Source organism: Microbacterium album, assembly GCF_014643695.1.
In the GTDB taxonomy this organism is placed as follows: domain Bacteria; phylum Actinomycetota; class Actinomycetes; order Actinomycetales; family Microbacteriaceae; genus Microbacterium; species Microbacterium album.
In genome coordinates, this window is the sequence record NZ_BMJY01000002.1 from 318,550 (window position 1) to 340,293 (window position 21,744).

A 21,744-nucleotide genomic window follows, 5' to 3' on the forward strand; every position below is an offset into this window, starting at 1 on the left:
GAGAAGCCCCGACCCCTACCCCCCGACCTCAACCCACCCGCTTCAACCCGGTGCGAGCGCGCCAGCGCGAGCGTGCGGGCGCGAGTGCGCCCGCCAACCAGGCGCGAAGCGCCGGCGCGCTTCGCGCAGCGAAGCGCCTCCCTCGCGGAGCGGCCCCTTGGGGCCCGACGCGTGGGAGGAAAAAGAAAGAGCGTGGGAGGAAAAAAAGAAGAGCGTGGGAGGAAAAAAGAACAGCGCGGGAGAAAAAAGAACCAGCATGGGAGGAAAGAAAAGAGCGCGAGCGTGCGGGCGCGGCTGCGCCCCGCGGCTTGTCATCGCGGCACGGAAACCGGAAGGATCGACGCATGAACCTGGAACGCGTCTCCCTCGGTATCGCGGCTGCGGCCGGTCCCGACATCGCCCGCCGGATCGCGCCTGCGATCGAGGCCGCCGGGATGCGGGGGCTGTGGGTGAACGAGACGCCGGGTCACAGCGCGCTCGAGGTGGCGGCGGCCGCGGCCGAGGCGACCGAGCGGATCGTGGTGGCGACCGGTGTCATCGCCGTCGACCGGCGTCCGGCGAACGAGATCGTCGCCGAGGTCGATCGGCTCCGGGTGCCCCGTGAGCGGCTGGTGCTGGGCATCGGTTCGGGAGCTGCGCGCACCGGCGTGCTCGGGCTCGTCCGCGGCGCCCTCGACGACCTTCGTCCCGTGGGCGCGGCGGGCGTCGTGGTGGGCGCGCTCGGCCCGCGCATGCGTCGGCTCGCCGCCGTGCGTGCCGACGGCGTGCTGTTGAACTGGCTCACGCCCGAGCACGCGGCCGAGCAGGCGCGCGAGCACCGCGAGATCGACCCGGACGGGCGCGTGACCCTGTACGTCCGCACCGCGACCGAGCCCGAGGCGATGACCCGGCTCACCGAGGAGGCGCGCCGGTACGGACGCTTCCCCACGTACGCCGCGAACTTCGCCCGCCTCGGCGTGGATCCGCTGGACACGACCATCGCGCCCGCGCGCCTCGCCGAGCGGCTCCCCGCCTACCTCAACGCCGTCGATGAGGTGGTGCTGCGAGCGATCGTGCCGTCCGACGACGCCGACGCCTACGTGCGCTTCGTCGATGCCGTCGCAGGCGCCGTCGCCGGGGCCTGACGCCGCGGCTCAGGGCTCGGGAGCGGCGTCGTCCTTGGTCGGCGCGTCGGCGATGGGGACATGGGGCATGACGGCGGCGGTCGCGAGCATCAGCACGGCGGCGATCCCCGCGCCGATGTAGACGCCCGTGCCGCCTGCGCCGACCGCTCCCGGGACGTCCGCCCCGCCGCGAGCGGCGACCATCGCGGTCGCGACCGCACCGAACACCGCCACGCCTAGCGAGCTCCCCATCGAGCGGGAGAGCGAGTACGTGCCCGACACGACGCCGCGGCGCCGCGTGGCGACGGACGACTGGGCCGCGATGAGGGACGGTCCGGCGCTCAGCCCCAGGCCGATCCCGACGATGAAGCAGCCGATCGCCGTCAGCGGGATCGACGGCCAGGAGGAGGCGACGGCGAGCCAGATCGTCCCGATGATCACGATGGCCGCGCCCATGACGATCGTCCTGCGGAAGCCGACGCGCAGGTAGACGCGCCCGGCGAGCGCGCCGGCGAGCGGCCAGCCGATCAGGAGCGTCGCCACCGTGAGACCCGATGCGACCGGCGGCACGCCGAGCGTCCCCGCCAGGAACGTCGGCGTATACGACACGATCCCGATCGTCACCATGCCCACCGTCATCGACACCAGTGCCGCGCTCCGGACGATCCCGCTGCGGACGACCCACGGCGCGATGATCGGGTCGGGTGCCCGCCGTTCCACGAGCACGAACGCGGTCAGCAGCACGGCGCCGCCGCCGAACACGGCGACGGTCTGCCAGGATGCCCACTCCCACGCGTTGCCGCTCTCGAGCACGCCGACCGCCAGCAGCACGAGCGCGGCGGTCAGCAGCAGAGCCCCCGGGGCGTCGATGCGGGCGGGGCGCGGGGTGAACGACTCGCGGTAGTTCCGCCACAGCATGAACAGCGCGAGCAGACCGAGCGGCAGGTTGACCCAGAAGATCCACCGCCACGAGAGGAACTGCGCGAAGAGCCCGCCGATCGTCGGGCCGGAGACGGCGGCGATGGCCCACATGCTCGACAGGTACGCCTGGACGCGGGCGCGCTCCCTCACCGTGTAGATGTCGCCCGCGATCGTCAGCGCCATGGGCATGATGGCGCCCGCGCCGAGGCCCTGCAGCGCGCGGAAGGCGATCAGCGAGCCCATGTCCCATGCGGTCGCGCACAGCACGGACGAGACGATGAACAGACCGATGCCGGTGAAGATGACCGGTCGTCGGCCGAGCGTGTCGCCGAGCTTGGCGTAGACCGGCACGGTCGACACCTGCCCCAGCAGGTATGCCGAGAACAGCCAGGGGTACGAGGCGAAGTCGCCGAGCTCCCCGACGATCGTCGTCACCGCGGTCGAGAGCACCGTCGCGTCGATCGCGAACAGGAAGATGACGAGCATGAGTGCGAGAAGGATGGGCCCGCGCTCGGATCGCAGGCCCACGTCGCTCATCCGCACCAGTAGATCACATCCGGCGCCCTCGTGGCCGCGCAATCCGCGGGGTGGAAGGCGGCTCGCTGCGGGTCAGCGTCGCGCGGCGTACTGCTCGCGGATCACCGGCCGGGTGTCCCGCGCGGGCTCGGCCGCCAGCGCCACGGGCCAGGCGGGGCGGCGGTCCGTGAGAGCCCACGCCGCCTGCGCCGCCGCGCCGGCGGCCACGTACTCGTCCGGCTGCGGGACGACGACGGGCGCGTCGAACACCTGCGCCGCGACGGTCGCGACCGCCTCGCTCTGCGCCGCGCCGCCGATGAGGAGCACGCGCTCGGCCGCGACACCGTGGGCGCGCACCGCATCGAGCCCCTCGGCGAGCCCGCACAGCACGCCCTCGATCGCCGCGCGGGCGAGGTTCTCGCGCGTGGTGGAGGCGAGCGTCATCCCGAACAGGGTGGCCGTCGCATCCGGCAGGTTCGGTGTGCGCTCGCCCTCGAACCACGGCTGCAGCACGAGGCCGCCCGCGCCGGGCGCCGCGGCCAGCGCGAGCTCCGAGAGCCGGGCGTGGTCGACGCCGAGCAGTCCCGCCGTGGCATCCAGCACCCGCGCCGCGTTCAGGGTGGTCACGATCGGGAGGTGCCCGTCGGCAGCGTCGGCGAAGCCCGCGACGGTCCCCGACGCGTCCTGCACCGGCACGTCGGTCACGGCGAAGACCGTGCCGCTCGTGCCGATCGAGACCACGACGTCCCCCGTCGCGGCGCCCAGCCCGAGTGCCGCGGCCGCGTTGTCTCCGGCCCCCGCCGACACGATCATGCCGCCGAGGCCGGCGACGGATCCGCTCGGCGCGAGGACCCGGGGCAGGACGATGCCGGACGCCGGGCGGCGCAGCGCGTGCGCCAGCAGACCGCGGTCGTACGCGTCGTGCGACGGATCGAAGTACGCGGTGCCGCTGGCTTCGGAACGGTCGGTGATGAGCTCGTCGAGCACCGGCCCGAGCGCCGATTCGCCCGCCGGGCCATAGCCGCGCAGGCGCCAGGTGAGCCAGTCGTGGGGGAGTGCGATCGCGGCGATGCGGGCGGCGTTGTCCGGTTCGTGATCGGCCAGCCAGCGGAGCTTGCTCGCCGTGAACGACGCGACCGGTACGACGCCTGTCCGGCGCGCGTACTCGGCGGCGCCGATCTCCTCGGCCAGGGCGGCGGCCGCCGCGGCGGACCGCGTGTCGTTCCACAGCAGTGCGGGGCGGATGACGCGACCGTCCGCGTCGAGCGCGACGAGGCCGTGCTGCTGGCCCGCGACGCCGACCGCGGCGACGTCGTCGAGCCCGCCCGCGTCGGCGATCGCCGCCTGCATCGCGTCCCACCAGTGCCGAGGCTCGACCTCCGTGCCGTCCGGGTGTGCGGCGCGGCCCCGGCGGGCCGCACCGTCCGACGCGCGTGCAATCTCGCCCGTATCGAGATCGCGGACGACGACCTTGCAGCTCTGCGTCGAGGAGTCGATGCCTGCGACGAGCGTCACGTCGGCGCCCCGCTCAGCGAGCGCCGAGCAGGTGCTCGGTCGCGAGCTGCTGCAGGCGCACGAACCCGAAGCCCTTGCCCCCGAAGTAGGCGTCGGCGTCGAAGTCCTCGAACGCGCTGCGGTCGGCCAGCAGGTCGGCGACAGTCTCGCCTTCGCCGAGCGTGGGCTGAGCGAGCTCACCGAGCTTCGCGGCGGCCAGAGCCTCCTGCACCTCGGGGTCGGCGCGGAACGCCCGTGCGCGCTCCTTGAGGAGCAGGTAGGTGCGCATGTTCGCCGCCGCCGACTCCCACACGCCCGACTCGTCCTCGGTGCGCGAGGGCTTGTAGTCGAAGTGGCGGGGGCCGTCGTACGCGGGGCCGCCCGCGGGCCCGCCGTTCTCGAGCAGGTCGACGAGCGCGAAGGCGTTGTGCAGGTCGCCGTGTCCGAACACCAGGTCCTGGTCGTACTTGATGCCGCGCTGGCCGTTCAGGTCGATGTGGAACAGCTTGCCGTGCCACAGCGCCTGGGCGATGCCCGCCTCGAAGTTCAGGCCGGCCATCTGCTCGTGGCCGACCTCGGGGTTGAGGCCGACCAGCTCGGGGTGCTCGAGCTCGTTGATGAACGCCAGCGCGTGACCGACGGTCGGCAACAGGATGTCGCCGCGCGGCTCGTTCGGCTTCGGCTCGAGCGCGAAGCGCAGGCCGTAGCCCTTGTCGAGCACATACTGGCCGAGGAGGTCGACGGCCTCCTTGTAGCGATCGAGGGCGAGGCGGATGTCCTTGGCCGAGTCGTACTCGGCGCCCTCGCGGCCGCCCCACATCACGAACGTCTCGGCGCCGAGCTCGGCGGCGAGGTCGATGTTGCGCAGCACCTTGCGGAGCGCGAAGCGGCGGACGTCGCGGTCGTTGGACGTGAAGCCGCCGTCCTTGAACACCGGTGCGCTGAACAGGTTCGTGGTGACCATGGGGACGACGAGGCCGGTGGCGGCGAGCGCCGCCTTGAGGCGGTCTATCTGGGTCTGGCGCTCCGCATCGGTCGAGCCGAAGGCGAACAGGTCGTCGTCGTGGAACGTCAGGCCGTACGCGCCGAGCTCGGCGAGCTTCTCGACGGCGTGCACGACGTCGAGCGCGGGCCGGGTCGGGCCGCCGAACGGGTCGGCGCCGTTGTAGCCGACGGTCCAGAGACCGAAGGAGAACTTGTCGTCCTTGGTGGGGGTGAGCGACATGGGACTGCCCGCTTTCAGCGTCGTCGGTGAATTGTTGTGACACCAAACATATCAACCGCGGCCCGGCTGCGCAACGCACGCGCGCGACGCGTTCGCCCACTATCGTCGGGGGATGCCCGACGCGCCCCATCCGATCCCGCACATCCGCAGCGCGCGACCGGAGGGCGACGCCGCGGTCGCCGCGCTGACGTTCGACGACGGCCCGGAACCCGGCACGACGCCGCAGCTGCTCGAGCTGCTGGCCGAGCACCGCATCCCCGCGGTCTTCGCGGTCGTGGGGGAGCGGGTGCGGGCTCCTGGCGGTGCCGACCTGCCCGCCGACGTGTGAGCTCGGTCAGGCGATCACGAGGTACAGCGCCCCGGCGACCGTCAGGGCGATCACGATGCGCTCGAACGTGCGCTGGTCCAGACGCGACAGCAGCGACCTGCCGAGGAACGCGCCGGCGACGACGCCGGGCACGAGCAGCAGGTCCATCAGCAGCGTCTCGGGCACGATGATGCCGAGGCCGACCGAGAACGGGATCTTCGCCAGGTTGATGCCGGCAAAGAACCACGCCGCCGTCCCCAGGAATTCGCGCATGGGAAAGCGTGCAGCGAGGAAGTACATCGACATCACGGGGCCCGCCGCGTTGGCGACCATGGTCGTGAAGCCGCCGAGCGTGCCGTACGTCGTGGCCGCGACCAGGCCGCCTCCGGCCGTGGCAGGATCCGCGCCGCGGCGGCGCCACAGCGTGACCCCCACGACCAGCAGCAGGATGATGCCGATCACCCTGCGCGTCCACGCGTCCGAGGCGAAGGCCAGGAAGGCGGACCCCAACACGAGCCCCACGAGCACGGCGGGAATGAGCGGCACGAGCGCCCGTACGCGAGCGTGCCGTCGATGCATCCACAGCGCGAAAGCGTCGCCCACGATGAGCAGGATGAGCAGCGCACCCGTCGACTCCTTCGCCGGCAGCACGGCTGCGAACAGCGCGATCGCGAGCGTGTTCGCGCCGGGAAGCGCCGCCTTCGACACGCCGACCGCCACGGCGGCGAGCGCCAGCGCGGCCCACGCGATGCCGCTGAGCTCGGTCATCCGCGAGCCTCAGTCGTCGTCGCGGCGGTGGTCACGAGCGACCACGCTATCCGTCCCGTCCTCGGCGGACGGGACGCCGCGCCCGGCTCGCCGCGCCCCGGCGCGCGTGTCGGATCAGGTGAGCGCGACCGTCGCCGTCGCAGCGTTGCCGAGCGCGAACGCCGCCGCCGCGCCGTCCGCGCTCACGCGGTAGTCGCCGCGCCAGCCCTCGACGCGCACGAGTCCGGCCTCGTCGGTGCGCAGGCGCGTGGGGGAGAGCCACCACTCGCCCCGGATCAGCGCCCGCAGGCGGTCGTACGACGGTTTGCGAGTGCCGTCCGAGCGCAGCAGGCCGATCGGCGCGCCGAGCCACGCGCCGGCGTCCGTGATGCCCCAGTACGTGATCGCCTCGACCGCCGGGTGGCTCACGAGCGCGCGGTAGTGGCGCTCGATCTCGTCGGCCTGCCGGGCCTCACCCTCGGGCGTGCTCGGCCACGACTCCGGCTGGAAGTCGTTCAGGTCCTCGATCTCGGGCGGCATGAGGGCGCCCGACACCAGGCTCGTCTCGGTGAAGTGCAGCGGCAGCCCGAACCGCGCGAAGCGATCCGCGACCTCGAGCAGCTGCTCCTCGCCGCGGAAGCCCTGGTGCATGTGGGTCTGCAGGCCGATCGCGTCGATCCGCACACCCGCGGCGAGCGCATCCTCGATCACCCGCTCGTACCGCTCCGACAGGTCGAAGTCGTTGATCAGCAGCGTCGCAGCGGGGTTCTCGGCCCGCGCGGTCTCGAACGCCAGTCGCACGATCTCCGTGGGTCCGAGCGTCCGCGCGAGCCGGGAGACGGCGTTCGGCACTCCGTCGGGCTCGTTCGTGAAGACCGGCATGATCGCCACCTCGTTGATGGCGTCCCACGTGTCGACGAGGCCGGCGAACTCGCGCACCTCGCGCGCGACGCGTCCGCGCACGATCCGCTCGACGTCGTCGGCCGGCAGCGCGTCCAGCCATCGTGCCTTCACGGTGTGCCACACGAGCGGGTGACCCTTGACGCGCACTCCCCGCTCGGCGAACCAGCGCGCCGCGGTGCGCAGTCGCGTCGTGTCCGGGCGTCCCTGCTCCGGCTCGAAGTCGCCCCAGTAGAACGGCAGCGTCGCGGTGTCGAACAGCGCGAGCCAGTCGTCGGCGAGCTGCGACCGATCGACCTCGCCGTTCGCGTGAGGCACCAGGTCGAACCCGATGTTGCCGAACGCGAACGCGTGCCTGGTCTGCTCGACCACGACGTCACGATGCGCGAGCGGGCTGCCGTCCGCCGCCGTGAGCTGGAGGTCGGCGACACCCGTGCGGTGCGCGAAAGCGGAGGTCATGTGTGCTCCGGGAGGGGACGGGTCGAGCCGCGGACGATGAGCTCCGCGGGCATGCGGTGGTGCCCGGCCTCCCCGCCGTCCAGCATCGTCAGAAGCAGCTGGACCGCCGCGGCGCCCATGCGGTGCAGCGGCTGGCGGACGGTCGTGAGGCTCGGCTCGCACGCGGAGGCCTCGGGGATGTCGTCGAAACCGACCACGGAGAGGTCGTCGGGGATGCGCAGGCCCCGGGTGGCCGCCACGCGCACGGTCTCGATGGCGGAGAGGTCGTTCGCGGCGAACACGGCGGTCGGCCGGTCGGCGAGGTCCAGCAGCGTCGCCGCGCCGCGCGAGGCCTCGGGCGCGCGGTAGCCGCCCTCCGCGATCAGCGCGGGGTCGAACGGGATCCCCGCATCCGCCAGCGCGTCGCGGTAGCCCTGCTCGCGCAGTCGCGCGGACTCGAGGTCGCCGCGCCCGCGCAGGTGGGCGATCCGGCGGTGGCCGAGCGCGATGAGGTGCTCCGTGGCGAGGCGTGCGCCCGCCAGGTTGTCGGTGTCGACGGTGGCGGGGCCCGCGGAGCCCGTGTGGGGATCGATCGCCACGACGGGCACGGAGGCGCTCGGCAACGCGACCGTGGGCGTCACGAGGACCGCGCCGTCGATCAGCGTGCCGGCCAGGCGCGAGAGGGAGCGTCGTTCCCAGCCGACGTGATCGCCCGCGGACACGCTCCCCGCGTACGCGAGCACGTCGTAGGACGTGTCCGCCAGGGAGTCGGAGACGCCCTGCAGCAGCTGGAGCGCGAACGGCTCGAACTCCGCCACGAGCACGCCGATCACGTGCGTGCGCCGACGGCGCATCGAGGCAGCCACGAGCGAGCTCTCGTAGCCGAGGTCCTCCACCACGCGCAGGACGCGTGCGCTCGTCGCCTCGGCGATCCCATCCCGCCCGTTGATCACCTTCGAGACCGTCGCCACCGACACCCCCGCCGTGCGCGCGACGTCCCGGATGGTGACCCGGCTGGCTCGCCGAACGCTCCGCTCCGGGTGCGCGGAGGCCGGTTCGGGGGTGGGGGTCGTCCTCAGCTCGGTCATCGTGCTCAGCGTACCTTCTGTTTCGAAAACGATATCGATATCGATTGACATTTGTTGGCGACGGTGACAAAGTCGTGCTCGGCGCCCCGGAGGCCTCGGTGACTGGAGCCGGGCGGTGCGCATACTCGACGAGGAGGATTCACGCCCATGAACGTTCGCAGGACATGGATGGCCGCGGGGGCCGTCGCGATGGCCACAGGCCTGGCGCTGACCGGCTGCGCCGGGACGGGTAACACCGGCGGGACCGCCGACGGTGACGACGACACCATCGTGTGGTGGCACAACTCGAACACCGGCGAGGGCAAGGAGTACTACGACAAGGTCGCCGCCGACTTCGAGGCCGCGAACCCGGGGGTGACCGTGCAGGTCGAGGCCATGCAGCACGAGGACATGCTCACCAAGCTGCAGGCGGCCTTCCAGAGCGGCAACCCCTCGCAGATCCCCGATGTCTACATGAGCCGTGGCGGCGGCGAGCTGCGGGCCGAGGTCGAGGCCGGCCTCGTCCGCGATCTGACCTCGGACGCGGCCGACACGATCGACACGATCTCGGCGTTCACGGATCAGTACACGGTCGATGACAAGGTCTACGCACTGCCGTACTCGATCGGGCTCGTGGGCTTCTGGTACAACAAGGACCTCTTCGCGGAGGCCGGCATCGACGAGGTTTCGCCGAGCCCCACGATCGAGGAGTTCACCGGGTACATCGAGCAGCTCAAGGCGGCCGGGACCACCCCGATCTCGGTCGGTGCGGGGGACAAGTGGCCCGCGGCGCACTACTGGTATTACAACGTCGTGCGCCAGTGCGACTTCGACACCGTGGAGAACGCCATCGAGACCGCCGACTACTCGGACGAGTGCTTCATCACGGCCGGCGAGAAGCTCGAGGAGATCATCGCGCTGGAGCCGTTCAACGCGGGCTTCCTGAGCACCCCGGCGCAGTCGGGTCCGACCTCCGCGTCCGGCCTGCTGGCGACCGGCAAGGTCGCCATGGAGCTCGCGGGCCACTGGGAGCCCGGCGTCGCCGGCGGCCTCACGGAGGACGGCAAGGTGCCGCCGTTCCTCGGCTGGTTCGCCTACCCGACGTTCAGCGGCCAGGCGGGTGACCCGGCCGACCAGATGGGCGGCGGCGACGCGTGGTCGGTGTCCGCGGCGGCCCCGGACATCGCCGTGGACTTCGCCGAGTACCTCCTCTCGGACGAGGTGCAGATCGGCTTCGCGGAGCTCGACATGGGCCTGCCGACCAACCCGGCCGCAACCGACTCGCTCGCGAACGAGACGCTGGCGCAGCTCATTCCCGTGCGTGACAGCGGCGGCAAGGCGCAGCTGTACCTCGACACTCGCCTCGGGCAGTCGGTCGGCAACGCCATGAACGATGCGATCGCCCTCGTGTTCGCCGGTCAGGCGGGCCCGCAGGACATCGTCGACGCCATCCAGTCGGCAGCCGAAGCGCAGTGACCGGCGTGGCAGACGACGTGGCCGCCCCCGCGGCCGCCTCGCCTGCGGCGTCCCTCCGTACGGCGCCCGCCCCGCGTGCCTCGACGCGTGGGGCGGGCGCCGCCCCGGGCGGGCGGCGCAGAGGTGCGGGCGCCCGGTGGCGCAAGCGCGCGGAGATCGCCTTCTTCGTGACGCCGGCGCTGGTGCTGTTCGCACTGTTCGTGGTGTGGCCCATCGTCACCGCCGTGCAGATGTCGCTGTACCGGTGGCGCGGCTTCGGGCCGATGGTGGACTTCGTCGGCCTCGGCAACTACGTGTCGGTGCTCACGAACCAGGTCTTCACCGACGCGCTCATGCACAACCTGATCATCGTGGTGGGGTCGATCGTGCTCCAGCTGCCGCTGGGGCTGGCGATCGCGCTGCTGCTCAACCGCAAGATGTGGGGCCAGGGGCTGCTGCGCACGATCATCTTCGTGCCGTATGTGCTCGCCGAGGTGATCGCCGGCGTCGTCTGGTTCCAGATGCTCCAGCCCCAGTACGGCGTGATCGACACGGTCCTCCAGGGCATCGGCCTGTCGGGCCCCCCGCAGGGCTTCCTCGGCACGCCGGACCTCGCGCTGGGGACCGTGCTGATCGTGCTCACGTGGAAGTACCTCGGCCTCGCCGTGATCCTGTTCCTCGCCGGCCTGCAGGGGGTCCCGGAGGAGCTCTACGAGGCCGCCCAGCTCGACGGCGCCTCCTGGTGGCAGGTCCAGCGCAGGATCACCATCCCGCTGCTGGGGCCCACCATGCGCACCTGGGCGTTCCTGTCCATGATCGGGTCCCTCCAGCTGTTCGACATGGTCTGGATCCTCACCCGGGGCGGACCGGCCAACGCCACGACGACGATGGCGACGTTCCTGATCGACCAGGGCACGCGGAGTCAGAACTTCGGCATCGCCGGCGCGGCCTCCGTGGTGCTGTTCGTCGTGGCCCTGGTGCTGGCGGTCGCCTACCAGCGCTTCGTCCTGAGCCGCGACACGCGACCGGACGACGGCCGAGCCGGCGGGACCGCGAGATTCCCCCGTCTCCCGTGGATCGCCAGGAAGCCCGAGCCGGCGCAGCAGCCGGACAAGGAAGGGGTTCTCGCATGACCGCGACGCACTCCGTGACCGTGCCCGCGAAGGGCACGCACCGTCGGCGGCGCGGCGGGCACTCCGGCGGAAACCCGCTGGTGTACGCGGTCGGCCTGCTGGTCGCCGCCGTCACGCTCGCCCCCGTGCTGTACGGCGTGCTGGGTGGGTTCCGCACGAACGCCCAGCTCGCGGCCGACCCCGCCGGCATGCCCGATCCGTGGGTGTTCTCGAACTACGCGGGGGTCCTTGCTTTCGAGTCGCCGTTCTGGCGATACGCCCTCAACTCGACGATCGTCGCGGTCATCACCACCGCGATCGTCGTGGTGTTCGGGATCATGGCGGCCTACCCGCTCGCGCGCTACCGGTTCCGGGGCCGCGAGGCGCTCTTCATGGTCTTCGTGGTGGGGCTGCTGTTCCCGGCCACCGTCGCCATCGTGCCGCTGTTCATCCTGCTGACGCAGAACTTCGGCATGGGCAACACGTGGTGGGGCGTCGCGCTCCCGCAGGCGGCGTTCGCGCTGCCCATGACGGTCGTGATCCTGCGCCCGTTCCTCATGGCGCTGCCGCAGGAGCTGGAGGAGGCCTCGATGCTCGACGGCACCAGCCGCATCGGGTTCTTCTGGCGAATCCTGCTGCCGCTGTCCGGCCCCGGCATGGTGACGGTGGGCGTGCTCGCGTTCGTGGGCTCCTGGAACGCCTATCTGCTGCCGCTGCTGCTGCTGCAGAGCGACATGAAGACCCTGCCGCTCGGCGTGGCGGACTTCTCGTCGCAGCACTCCGCCGACACCGCCGGTGTCTTCGCGTTCACCACGCTGGCGATGATCCCGGCTCTGGTGTTCTTCCTGGCGATGCAGAAGCGCATCGTGAACGGTCTGCAGGGCGCGGTGAAGGGATGACGCGCGGGGCACCGACCCACACGCAGACGACCCACACGCAAGCAAGGAGGGGCGCGGCATGACGCTCGCACACACGGATACCCACGTGCCGGCCGCGCCGGTCGTCTCGGAGCGCGTCGCGGCGCTCGTGGGGCGCATGACGCTCGAGGAGAAGGCCGCGCAGCTGGTCGGCTACTGGCTCGATCAGGGCGGCGAGGTCGTCGCCCCGATGGCCGACGAGATGGGCACCGCGAAGGACGGTCGCTCGCTCGCCGACATCACGAAGGACGGCATCGGCCACTACACGCGCGTGTACGGCACGCGGCCCGTGGATCCCGCCGAGCGCGCGGCGTGGCTGTGGAACGAGCAGCGCCGGCTCAAGCGCGACACGCGACTGGGGATCCCCGCGCTCGTGCACGAGGAGTGTCTCACGGGCCTGGCGGCGTGGAAGGCGGCCACGTTCCCGACACCTCTGGCCTGGGGAGCGTCGTTCGATCCCGATCTCGTCGCGGAGATGGGAGAGGCGATCGGGCAGTCGATGCGCGCGCTCGGCATCCATCAGGGGCTGGCGCCCGTGCTCGACGTCGTCCGCGACCCTCGCTGGGGTCGTGTCGACGAGTGCATCGGCGAGGATCCGTATCTGGTCGGCACGGTCGGCACCGCCTACGTGCGCGGGCTGCAGAGCACGGGCGTGCACGCCACGCTCAAGCACTTCCTGGGCTACTCCGACTCGCGCGCCGGACGCAATCACGCGCCGGTGCACGCGGGCCCCCGCGAGCTGGCCGACGTGTTCCTGCCGCCGTTCGAGATGGCGATCCGCGACGGCGGCGTCAGGAGCGTCATGAACAGCTACACCGAGATCGACGGCGTGCCCGTCGGCGCGGACCCCGCGCTGATGACGACGCTGCTGCGCGAGCGACTCGGCTTCGACGGGGTGGTCGTCTCGGACTACTTCGCGGTCGCGTTCCTCGAGGTCATGCACGCCGTCGCGGCGGATCGCGGCGAAGCCGCGAGCCTCGCGCTGCGGGCGGGCATCGACGTCGAGCTGCCCTCGGGCGATGCATACCTGACGCCGCTCGTCGAGCGGATCCGCTCGGGCGAGCTCGACGAGGCGTACCTCGACCGCGCCGTGCTGCGTGTGCTGTCGCAGAAGGAGGAGCTCGGGCTGCTCGACCCGGGCGCGTTCGAGGACGAGCCCCCCGCGGAGGTGGAGCTCGACACGCCGCGGCACCGCGACATCGCGTTCCGGCTCGCCGCCGAGTCGCTGGTCCTGCTCTCGAACGACGGTGTGCTGCCGCTTGCGGGCGGTCCCGACTCCGGCGGCACGGTTCGGCCCGGTCCGGACCGCATCGCGCTGATCGGCCCCAACGCTGATCGCACGGCCGCCCTGCAGGGGTGCTACTCGTTCGCGAACCACGTGCTCGCGCACTTCCCCGACCACGAGGTCGGGTTCGCGATCCCGACCGTGCGCGAGGCGCTCGCGGCCGCGCTTCCGAGGACCGAGATCGTCTACGAGCCGGGGTGTGAGGTCGAGGGCGACGACCGATCGGGATTCGACGCGGCGGTCGCCGCCGCCCAGAGCGCCGACGTCGCGGTCGTGGTGGTGGGAGACCAGGCCGGCCTGTTCGGCCGCGGCACGGTGGGCGAGGGCAACGACGTGGAGTCGCTCGAGCTGCCGGGCGTCCAGCGGGAGCTCCTCGATCGGCTCACGGCGACGGGCACGCCGGTCGTGATGGTGCTGCTCACCGGCCGTCCCTACGCGATCGGCTGGGCGCTCGACGGCGAGGGCGCCGACGGTGCGGGCGGCACGACGACGCCTCCCGCGGCCGTGCTGCAGGCCTTCTTCCCCGGCGAGGAGGGAGGAACCGCGATCGCCTCGCTGCTGACGGGCCGCACCGCGCCGTCCGGCCGGCTTCCGGTCAGCCTCCCGAGGTCGTCCGGATCGGCGCCGTACAGCTACCTGCACCCGATCCTGGGCGGGCCGTCCGACGTGACGTCCACCGACTCCACGCCGTCACGTCCCTTCGGGTTCGGCCTGTCGTACACGTCCTTCGCGTACGAGGGCCTCGAGGTCGATGCCGAGGCCCCGACGGACGGAGCGATCACCGCGGCCGTGACGGTCACCAACACGGGAGAGCGGGACGGCGTGGACGTCGTGCAGCTGTACGGCCGCGACGTCGTGGGGTCCGTGACGCGCCCCGTCGCGCAGCTCCTGGGCTACGCGCGCGTGGCGCTCGCCCCGGGCCAGTCCCGCCGCGTGACGTTCACGGTGCCGACGCAGCGGCTGTCGTTCACGGGGCGCGATCTCGTGCGGATCGTGGAGCCGGGCGACGTCGAGATCTGGGTCGGCGCGCACGCCGAGGCCTCGGCACCGACCGTCGTGGCGGAGGACGCGACCGGCGGGGCGATCTCGAACGAGAAGGGACGGGGCGGGCGCGTGCTGCCCGGTGCGGCGACCCCGCGCGCGACGGTGACGCTCACGGGTGGCGTGCACGTCGTGACCCCGACCGATCCGCGCACGGTCGCCGTCTCGATCGCCTGAGCCGTCGCGCCCGAGGTCCCGGTGCGGCGGACTCCGGCGCGCGTGCCGTCGCGGGCGAGCGCGCGACGATATGGTGAGGCTCGCAACATAGGCGGGACGACGGGACGGGCATGAGCGCGACGAGCGTCGAGGGGGTGCGTCGCGCCAACCTCGGAGAGGTGCTTCGGCTCGTGCACCACGAGGGGCCGCGCTCGCGGGCCGTCATCACGAGCGAGACCGGCCTGAACCGGTCGACCGTCGCCGACCTCGTGGCCACGCTCGGCGCGCAGGGGCTGGTCGTGGAGCGCGACCCCGATCCCACGCGGCGGGTCGGGCGCCCCTCGCCGATCGTCGCGCCGAGCGACGACGTCGTCGCCATCGCGGTCAACCCCGAGGTCGACGCGATCGATGTCGGCGCCGTGACGCTGGGTGGGCGCGTCCGCCTGCGTGCGCGAGAGCCCGTGCGCGGCGCGGTCTCGGTGGCCGACGTCGTCGCGGTGGTCGCGCGCCTGGTGGACGAATGGCGCTCGGGGCCGCTCAACGGCTGCCGACTGGCCGGGGGAGGCGTGGCGGTGCCGGGCCTGGTGCGGGCGAGCGACGGCATCGTGCGTCTCGCGCCGCATCTCGGCTGGCGGGACGAAGACCTCGGCGGCCGCCTGGCGCACGCCACGGGGCTGTCCTTCGCGGTCGGCAACGACGCGTCCCTCGGCGCGCGCGCCGAGCGGCTCTTCGGCGCCGCGCGCGACCACGCCGACGTCGTCTACCTCAACGGCGGCGCGAGCGGCATCGGCGGCGGCCTCATCCTGCACGGCGTCGCCATCGGCGGGGCGGGCGGCTACGCCGGGGAGTGGGGGCAGAACCGGCCCAGCATCCTCGCCGAGGCCGACCGGCGCACGCACGACGGCGTGCTCGAGGACGAGGTCAACCGGGCGCGTCTCCTGGCGGCGGCCGGGCTCGAGACCGCGGACGACACCACTCTCGCGCGGGCGCTCGCCGCGTCCGCCGACCCGGCGGCCCAGGCGGAGGTCGCGCGCCAGCGCCGGATCCTCGCCGCGACCCTCGCCAACGCGGCCAACGTCCTGAACCCGTCCGTCATCGTGCTCGGCGGGTTTCTCGCCATCCTGCGCGACGGTGACCCGGAGGGCCTCGCGGAGGCCGTCCGGAGCCAGGCGCTCGCGGCGCCCGCGGAGGACCTCGAGATCCGCGCCGCGGCGCTCGGCGAGAACCGCCTCCTCATCGGCGCCGCCGAGGCCGCGTTCGGGCCGCTGCTGGCCGACCCGCTGTCGCGCTGAGAACACGTGTCCTCAGCGGCGACCCGCCGTTTGAACACGCGGATCGCGTGCCGGCGTTGAGACCACGTGTTGTGGACGGCGGCAGGGACCACTCGTGCACAGGCCGCCGGCGGGGCGCGATTGTTCGCGAGGGGCGGCCGTGCCGCGCTCGCGGGGGGCCCGGCGCGGGAGAGTCGGCGCTATGGCGACGATCGGCGAGCTCACGCAGTTCCTCATCCCGCGCGCGGCCCTCGAACGTGACGGGGATGTGCGCCCGGGGCGCACGGTTGACGAGGGAGCCTTCCATCGCGTGCGCAAGGGCCGCTTCGTACGCGCGAGCATCTGGCAGAGGCTGTATCCGGAGGACCGACATCGGCTGGAGGTCGCCGCCGCGGCGCAGGATCTCGCGGACGGTGAGGCGGTGTTCTCCCACGAGTCCGCCGCGGTGATCTGGGGCCTCCCGCTGTATCGCCACGTGCCGGATCGGGTGCACGTCACAGCTCCGGAGGGACATCGCGGTACGAGCAGCGCGGTGGTGCTCCGCCATCGGCTGGAGCTGCCGCCGGAGGACATCGCCGAGGTGCACGGGCTCCGCGTGACGTCGCTCGAGCGGACGGCGTTCGACGTCGCACGCACGCTGCCGACGACCGCGGCACTGAGCTGTCTCGATGCCGCCATGGCGATCGCGTGCGTGCGGGAGCACGACATGGATCCGGATGAGGCGGAGAGCTGGCGCAAGGGCCTACGCGATCGCGCCGCGGCAGCGCCCGGCGGACGCGGGATCCGGCGGGCACGCGCGCTGATCGAGTTCGCCGACGGCCGGGCGCAGCTGCCTGGCGAGAGCGTGAGCCGGCTCTTCCTGCACCGCCTGGGATTCGCACCGCCGCGCCTGCAGGTGCGCCTGTCGGGTCCGAACGGGGGCTGGATCTGGGTGGACCTGGGCTTGGACGACGTCGGGTGGTGGGGGGAGTTCGATGGCAAGGGCAAGTACGTCGACGAGGCCCAGCGCAGCGGTCGCTCGATGGAGCAGGTGATCTACGACGAGAAGCGGCGGGAGGACTGGATCCGCGCGCGCACCTCGCGAGGCGTCGCCCGATGGCGCTCCGAGGACATCCGCAGCCTCGACGCCTTCGCCGCACGCCTGCGTGCGTTCGGCATCCGGCCTCCGACGGCGGTGGGCTCCCGCCCGGTCATCCTGCTCTGACCGGCGCACCGACGCCCCGGACACGTGTTCTCAGCGTGGACACGCGATTTGAGCGCGCAGGCGACGTGTTGGCGTTGAGAACACGTGGTGTGGGAGAGGGTCAGTCCTTCAGGCGCACGAGCCGCTCGTGCCCGCTCTCCTGCACTTCGGCGATCGCGTCGCGCGACTTGACGAAGTCCGTGAACGAGCGGAAGCCCAGCGTCTTCTCGCTGAACGACGGATCCATGCGCCGCATGTGCTGCTTGACGGCGGAGGTGTGCAGCCACTCCGCATCGTCGCCCTTGTCACGGCCGAGGCGCAGTGCGCGCTCGAGCAGGCGCGTGGCGGCGGCGTGCAGATCCTCGGGCGGGATCTCGTCGAACGGCACCCCGCTGTAGAGAGGGGCGTCCGGCTCCTCCGCGGGCTGCTTCGCGCGCGACGCGCGCCGGCTGCGCTGCTTGGCCTCGGCGGCGGTCGCGGGCACCGGTTCATCGCTCTCCGGCGCGGCAGTCTTGGCCGGTGCGGCGGCCGGTGCCTTGTCGGGGAGGGAGATGCCCGGCAGGGTGTCGTAGGCCTCGAACTCGTCGCACGCGGCGGCGAGGGACTTCGCGGTCGACCCTGCCACGCCCATGCCGATCACGTACCGGCCGAGGCGCTTGCAGCGCTGGGCGAGGGGGACGTAGTCGGAATCGCCCGCGACGATCACGACGTGCGTGAGATCGGGCAGTCGGAACATGTCCTCCACGGTGTCCACAGCGAGGCGGATGTCCGCGCCGTTCTTCGCGTAGGCGGCCGCGGGGAACAGCTGGACGAGATCCACCGCTCGTCCCACGAGCTGAGACCGGTACAGCGCGTTGACGGGGGAGGACCAGTCGGCGTAGGCACGCGTCAGCACGAGCGTGCCGAAGGACGCCGCGTAGTCGATGATGGCCCCCACGTCGATCGCGGCGCGGTGCAGCCGCTCCGCGATCTCCGGGTCCTTGGGGTCGTCCGCGATCCGCTGGCGGTCCTTGCTGTAGGCGTTGCGGCCGTGCACGCGGTCGTACCAGCTCATGACGATGTTGTCGAAGTCGAGGTACACCGCCACGCGGGCGTCGGGGGCGTCGGCCATGCTGAGTGCTCGTCCTCTTCCGGGTCGTGATCGTGCGCGGGCTCCGCCCGCGCGCTCGACGGTCGTTAGCTCACCGGTCGTCGGCGCGGATGTGCCGCCAGGGCGAGCCTACGCCGCCTCGACTGGGGGCGGGATGGGCGCGGCGCGCCGCATGCGCGAAGAGGCTCAGGGGACGACGATGAGCTTGCCCGGGGCGCCCTCGCGGCTCGCGCGCTGCGCGTCGGCCGCGCGCTCGAGCGGGTAGTGCTCGCCGAGCTCGACCGAGAACCGCCCGGCGGCGATGAGGGCGAGGGCCACGGGGACCGCCTCGAGGCGCCACGCGTTCTGCTGATCCGTGAGGGGCTCGGGCGATCCGCCGCCGAACGCCCGGATCCCGAGGCCCGCGGCGTCGGCGCCCCGGACGATCGTCGCGATGCGGCTGCGGTCCTCCAGCAGCTCGACCGAGGTCTCCAGCGCCTCGTCCGTGCCGGCGCAGTCGAGGATCACCGTCACGCCATCGGGCGCCGCGTCCCGCACGCGGCCCGCCAGGCCGTCGCCGTACGCGACGGGATCGGCGCCCAGGTCGGCCACGCGCGGTGCTCGGGCCTCGCTCGTCGTGGCCAGCACGCGGGCGCCCGTGAGCAGTGCGAACTGGATGGCGGCCTGGCCGACGGATCCGGAGCCGCCGTGGATGAGCAGCGTGTCGTCGGCGCGCACGGCCAGGGAGCGCACGGCCTGGTACGCCGTGCCGATCGGCACGCCCAGCGCCGCACCCTGGGAGGCGGTGACTCCCGCCGGCCGGCCGAAGACCTTGTCCGCGTCCACCGCGATATCCGTGGCGTACGCCCCGAGCCGGCCCGTGAAGACGACGGGGTCGCCCGGCCGGAAGCCGTCGACGCCCTCGCCGGTCGCGACCACGTGACCGGCTCCGTCCGTCCCCGTGCCGCGCGGCTTCGTGATCTCCGCGGAGGCGCGGATGCCCTCACGCAGCTTCCAGTCGATGGGGTTCACCCCGGCCGCCTCGACGCGGATGTGCACCTGGCCCGGCCCCGGCTCGGGATCCGGGATCTCGTTGAGGGTGAGCACCTCGGGGCCGCCGAACTCGGTGTACTGGATCGCCTTCGCCATAGTGCACAGGGTAGCGGCCCCAGACGCCGAGCGCCCCGGTCCTCCGCGGAAGAGGACCGGGGCGCTCGGCGGGGTCTCGCTCAGAGGGACGCGAGGGCGCCGTTGAACGTCGCCGACGGGCGCATCACGGCCGCAGCCTTGTCGGGGTCGGGGCGGTAGTAGCCGCCGATGTCGACGGGGTTCCCCTGCACGGCGATCAGCTCGTCGACGATCGTCTTCTCGTCGTCCGCCAGCTTCTGCGCGAGTGGGGCGAACGCCGCGGCGAGCTCGGCGTCGTCCGACTGGCGGGCCAGCTCCTGCGCCCAGTACAGAGCGAGGTAGAAGTGCGAGCCGCGGTTGTCGATCGTGCCGATCCGGCGGCCGGGCGAGCGGTCCTCGTTCAGGAACGTGCCGGTCGCGCGGTCCAACGTGTCGGCCAGCACCTGCGCCTTGCCGTTGCCCGTGGTCTGCGCGAGGTGCTCGAACGACGCCGCCAGCGCGAAGAACTCGCCCAGCGAGTCCCAGCGCAGGTAGTCCTGCTCGACGAGCTGCTGCACGTGCTTGGGGGCGGAGCCGCCCGCGCCCGTCTCGAACAGCCCGCCGCCGGCCATGAGCGGCACGATCGAGAGCATCTTCGCCGACGTGCCGACCTCGAGGATCGGGAACAGGTCGGTGTTGTAGTCGCGCAGCACGTTGCCCGTGACCGAGATCGTGTCGAGGCCCTCGCGGATGCGGGCCAGGGAGAACAGCGTCGCCTCGGCCGGAGCCATGACGTGCAGCTCGAGACCGTCCGTGTCGTGCTCGGGCAGGTACTTCTCGAGCTTCGCGATCAGGTTGGCGTCGTGCGCGCGCTGGGCGTCGAGCCAGAACACGGCGGGCGTCTCGGACAGCCGCGCGCGGGTCACGGCGAGCTTGATCCAGTCGCGGATGGCGGCGTCCTTGGTCTGGCAGGCGCGCCAGATGTCGCCGGCTTCGACGTCGTGCGACAGGAGCACGTCGCCCGCGGCGTTCACCACGCGCACCGTGCCGCGCGCGGCGATCTCGAACGTCTTGTCGTGCGAGCCGTACTCCTCGGCCTTCTGCGCCATGAGGCCCACGTTCGGCACGGTGCCCATCGTGGTGGGGTCGAGCGCGCCGTTGGCCTTGCAGTCGTCGATCACGGCCTGGTAGATGCCCGCGTAGGACGAGTCGGGGATGACGGCGAGGGTGTCGGCCTCCTTGCCGTCGGGACCCCACATGTGGCCCCCGATGCGGATCATGGCGGGCATCGACGCATCGACGATGACGTCGCTCGGCACGTGCAGATTGCTGATGCCCTTGTCGGAGTTGACCATGGCGAGCGCGGGACCCTCGGCCAGGACCGCGTCGAACGCGGCCTTGATCTCGGCGCCGTTCGGCAGCTGGTCCAGCCCGGCGTAGATCGCGCCGAGACCGTCGTTGGGGGAGAGGTCGGCCGCCGCGAGGTCCGCACCGTACTTCTCGAAGACGGGCTTGAAGAACGCCTTGACCACGTGGCCGAAGATGATCGGGTCGCTGACCTTCATCATCGTGGCCTTGAGGTGCACGGAGAACAGCACGCCCTCCGCCTTGGCGCGCGCGACCTGCTCGTCGAGGAAGGCGTCGAGGGCCTGCGCGCTCATGAAGGTCGCGTCGACGACCTCGCCCTCGAGCACGGGCAGCTTCTCCTTGAGCACCGTGACCGTGCCGTCCTCGCCGACGTGCTCGATCCGCAGCGTGTCATCGGACGGCATCACGACCGACTGCTCGTTGGAGAAGAAGTCGTCGTGGCCCATCGTCGCCACCGCCGTCTTCGAGTCGGCGCTCCACTCGCCCATCGAGTGCGGGTGGGCCTTGGCGTACGCCTTCACCGAGGCGGGTGCGCGGCGGTCGGAATTGCCCTGGCGCAGCACGGGGTTCACGGCCGAGCCCTTGACCTTGTCGAAGCGGGCGGCGAAGTCCTTCTCCTCGTCCGTCTCGGGGTTCTCCGGGTAGTCGGGGATGTCGTAGCCGAGGGCCTGCAGCTCGGCGATCGCGGCCTTGAGCTGCGGCACCGACGCGGAGATGTTCGGCAGCTTGATGATGTTCGCCGACGGGTCGTGCGCGAGCTCGCCCAGCTCGGCGAGGGCGTCCCCGATCCGCTGCTGCTCGGTCAGCCGCTCGGGGAACTGCGCGATGATGCGCCCCGCGAGCGAGATGTCGCGCGTCTCGAACTCGACGCCCGCCTTCGCCGCATAGCCGGCGATGATCGGCAGGAGCGAGTACGTCGCCAGGAGCGGCGCCTCGTCGGTGTGCGTGTAGATGATCTTGGACATGCGGAAGAAGCTCCAGGGATCGCGGGACTTCGACGACGAGCGCGCCGACTCTCTCGATATGAAGATACCCGAGCGCCCGCGCGCCGCGAGCCGCCGA

17 protein-coding genes are annotated in these 21,744 nt (G+C 72.2%); 8 read left to right on the forward strand and 9 right to left on the reverse strand.

What is annotated here, in order from left to right:
• Positions 1-344: 344 nt before the first annotated feature.
• Complete coding sequence (locus tag IEX37_RS04060) at positions 345-1,124, forward strand: LLM class flavin-dependent oxidoreductase (protein ID WP_188754959.1); 780 nt, start codon at positions 345-347, stop codon at positions 1,122-1,124.
• A gap of 9 nt (positions 1,125-1,133) precedes the next feature.
• Here the strand turns inward: IEX37_RS04060 and IEX37_RS04065 are convergent, their stop codons facing one another.
• The 3 genes from IEX37_RS04065 to xylA all read right to left on the reverse strand — a co-directional run bounded on the left by IEX37_RS04065 (position 1,134) and on the right by xylA (position 5,259).
• Positions 1,134-2,561: an MFS transporter gene (locus IEX37_RS04065; protein ID WP_188754960.1), complete on the reverse strand. Its 1,428-nt coding sequence runs from the start codon at positions 2,559-2,561 to the stop codon at positions 1,134-1,136.
• A gap of 72 nt (positions 2,562-2,633) precedes the next feature.
• Entirely contained in the window at positions 2,634-4,055 is a 1,422-nt protein-coding gene (gene xylB, locus IEX37_RS04070) for a xylulokinase (protein WP_188754961.1), read from the reverse strand.
• A 13-nt stretch (positions 4,056-4,068) separates the two neighbouring features.
• On the reverse strand, positions 4,069-5,259 hold the full coding sequence (gene xylA / locus IEX37_RS04075) for a xylose isomerase (RefSeq protein ID WP_188754962.1): 1,191 nt from the start codon (positions 5,257-5,259) through the stop codon (positions 4,069-4,071).
• A 112-nt stretch (positions 5,260-5,371) separates the two neighbouring features.
• Here xylA and IEX37_RS04080 point away from each other — a divergent pair, with 112 nt between their 5' ends.
• On the forward strand, positions 5,372-5,587 hold the full coding sequence (locus IEX37_RS04080; RefSeq protein ID WP_188754963.1) for a polysaccharide deacetylase family protein: 216 nt from the start codon (positions 5,372-5,374) through the stop codon (positions 5,585-5,587).
• Positions 5,588-5,593: 6 nt separating this feature from the next.
• On the opposite strand, the gene IEX37_RS04085 is transcribed toward IEX37_RS04080, so the two are convergent.
• The 3 genes from IEX37_RS04085 to IEX37_RS04095 form a co-directional block, all read right to left on the reverse strand.
• Positions 5,594-6,334 (reverse strand): sulfite exporter TauE/SafE family protein, encoded by a 741-nt coding sequence (locus tag IEX37_RS04085; protein ID WP_188754964.1) that lies wholly within the window; start codon positions 6,332-6,334, stop codon positions 5,594-5,596.
• A gap of 114 nt (positions 6,335-6,448) precedes the next feature.
• The gene (locus tag IEX37_RS04090) at positions 6,449-7,672 is read right to left on the reverse strand and encodes an endo-1,4-beta-xylanase (RefSeq protein ID WP_188754965.1); all 1,224 of its coding nucleotides are present in this window, start codon (positions 7,670-7,672) and stop codon (positions 6,449-6,451) included.
• Positions 7,669-8,739 carry a LacI family DNA-binding transcriptional regulator gene (locus IEX37_RS04095; protein ID WP_188754966.1) on the reverse strand — a complete coding sequence of 357 codons (1,071 nt, stop codon included), beginning with the start codon at positions 8,737-8,739 and terminating at the stop codon, positions 7,669-7,671. The genes IEX37_RS04090 and IEX37_RS04095 overlap by 4 nt, the downstream gene beginning before the upstream one ends.
• A 147-nt stretch (positions 8,740-8,886) precedes the next feature.
• Between IEX37_RS04095 and IEX37_RS04100 the strand changes: the two genes are divergently transcribed.
• The 6 genes from IEX37_RS04100 (at position 8,887) to IEX37_RS04125 (ending at position 17,159) form a co-directional block, all read left to right on the forward strand.
• The gene (locus tag IEX37_RS04100) at positions 8,887-10,194 is read left to right on the forward strand and encodes an ABC transporter substrate-binding protein (protein ID WP_188754967.1); all 1,308 of its coding nucleotides are present in this window, start codon (positions 8,887-8,889) and stop codon (positions 10,192-10,194) included.
• 5 nt (positions 10,195-10,199) lie between these two features.
• Positions 10,200-11,306, forward strand: a complete 1,107-nt coding sequence (locus IEX37_RS04105) for a carbohydrate ABC transporter permease (RefSeq protein ID WP_188754968.1) — start codon at positions 10,200-10,202, stop codon at positions 11,304-11,306.
• Entirely contained in the window at positions 11,303-12,184 is an 882-nt protein-coding gene (locus IEX37_RS04110; RefSeq protein ID WP_188754969.1) for a carbohydrate ABC transporter permease, read from the forward strand. Before IEX37_RS04105 ends, IEX37_RS04110 begins: the two co-directional genes overlap by 4 nt.
• Before the next feature lie 58 nt (positions 12,185-12,242).
• Positions 12,243-14,705, forward strand: a complete 2,463-nt coding sequence (locus tag IEX37_RS04115) for a beta-xylosidase/alpha-l-arabinosidase (RefSeq protein WP_188754970.1) — start codon at positions 12,243-12,245, stop codon at positions 14,703-14,705.
• A gap of 110 nt (positions 14,706-14,815) precedes the next feature.
• Positions 14,816-15,976 carry an ROK family transcriptional regulator gene (locus tag IEX37_RS04120; RefSeq protein WP_188754971.1) on the forward strand — a complete coding sequence of 387 codons (1,161 nt, stop codon included), beginning with the start codon at positions 14,816-14,818 and terminating at the stop codon, positions 15,974-15,976.
• Between the two features lie 181 nt (positions 15,977-16,157).
• Entirely contained in the window at positions 16,158-17,159 is a 1,002-nt protein-coding gene (locus IEX37_RS04125) for a type IV toxin-antitoxin system AbiEi family antitoxin domain-containing protein (RefSeq protein WP_188754972.1), read from the forward strand.
• Positions 17,160-17,259: 100 nt separating this feature from the next.
• On the opposite strand, the gene IEX37_RS04130 is transcribed toward IEX37_RS04125, so the two are convergent.
• The 3 genes from IEX37_RS04130 to IEX37_RS04140 form a co-directional block, all read right to left on the reverse strand.
• Positions 17,260-18,249, reverse strand: coding sequence for an NYN domain-containing protein (locus IEX37_RS04130; protein WP_188754973.1), 990 nt, complete (start codon positions 18,247-18,249; stop codon positions 17,260-17,262).
• Positions 18,250-18,414: 165 nt separating this feature from the next.
• The gene (locus tag IEX37_RS04135) at positions 18,415-19,356 is read right to left on the reverse strand and encodes a quinone oxidoreductase family protein (protein WP_188754974.1); all 942 of its coding nucleotides are present in this window, start codon (positions 19,354-19,356) and stop codon (positions 18,415-18,417) included.
• 80 nt (positions 19,357-19,436) lie between these two features.
• Positions 19,437-21,647, reverse strand: a complete 2,211-nt coding sequence (locus IEX37_RS04140; protein ID WP_188754975.1) for an NADP-dependent isocitrate dehydrogenase — start codon at positions 21,645-21,647, stop codon at positions 19,437-19,439.
• Positions 21,648-21,744: the final 97 nt, after the last annotated feature.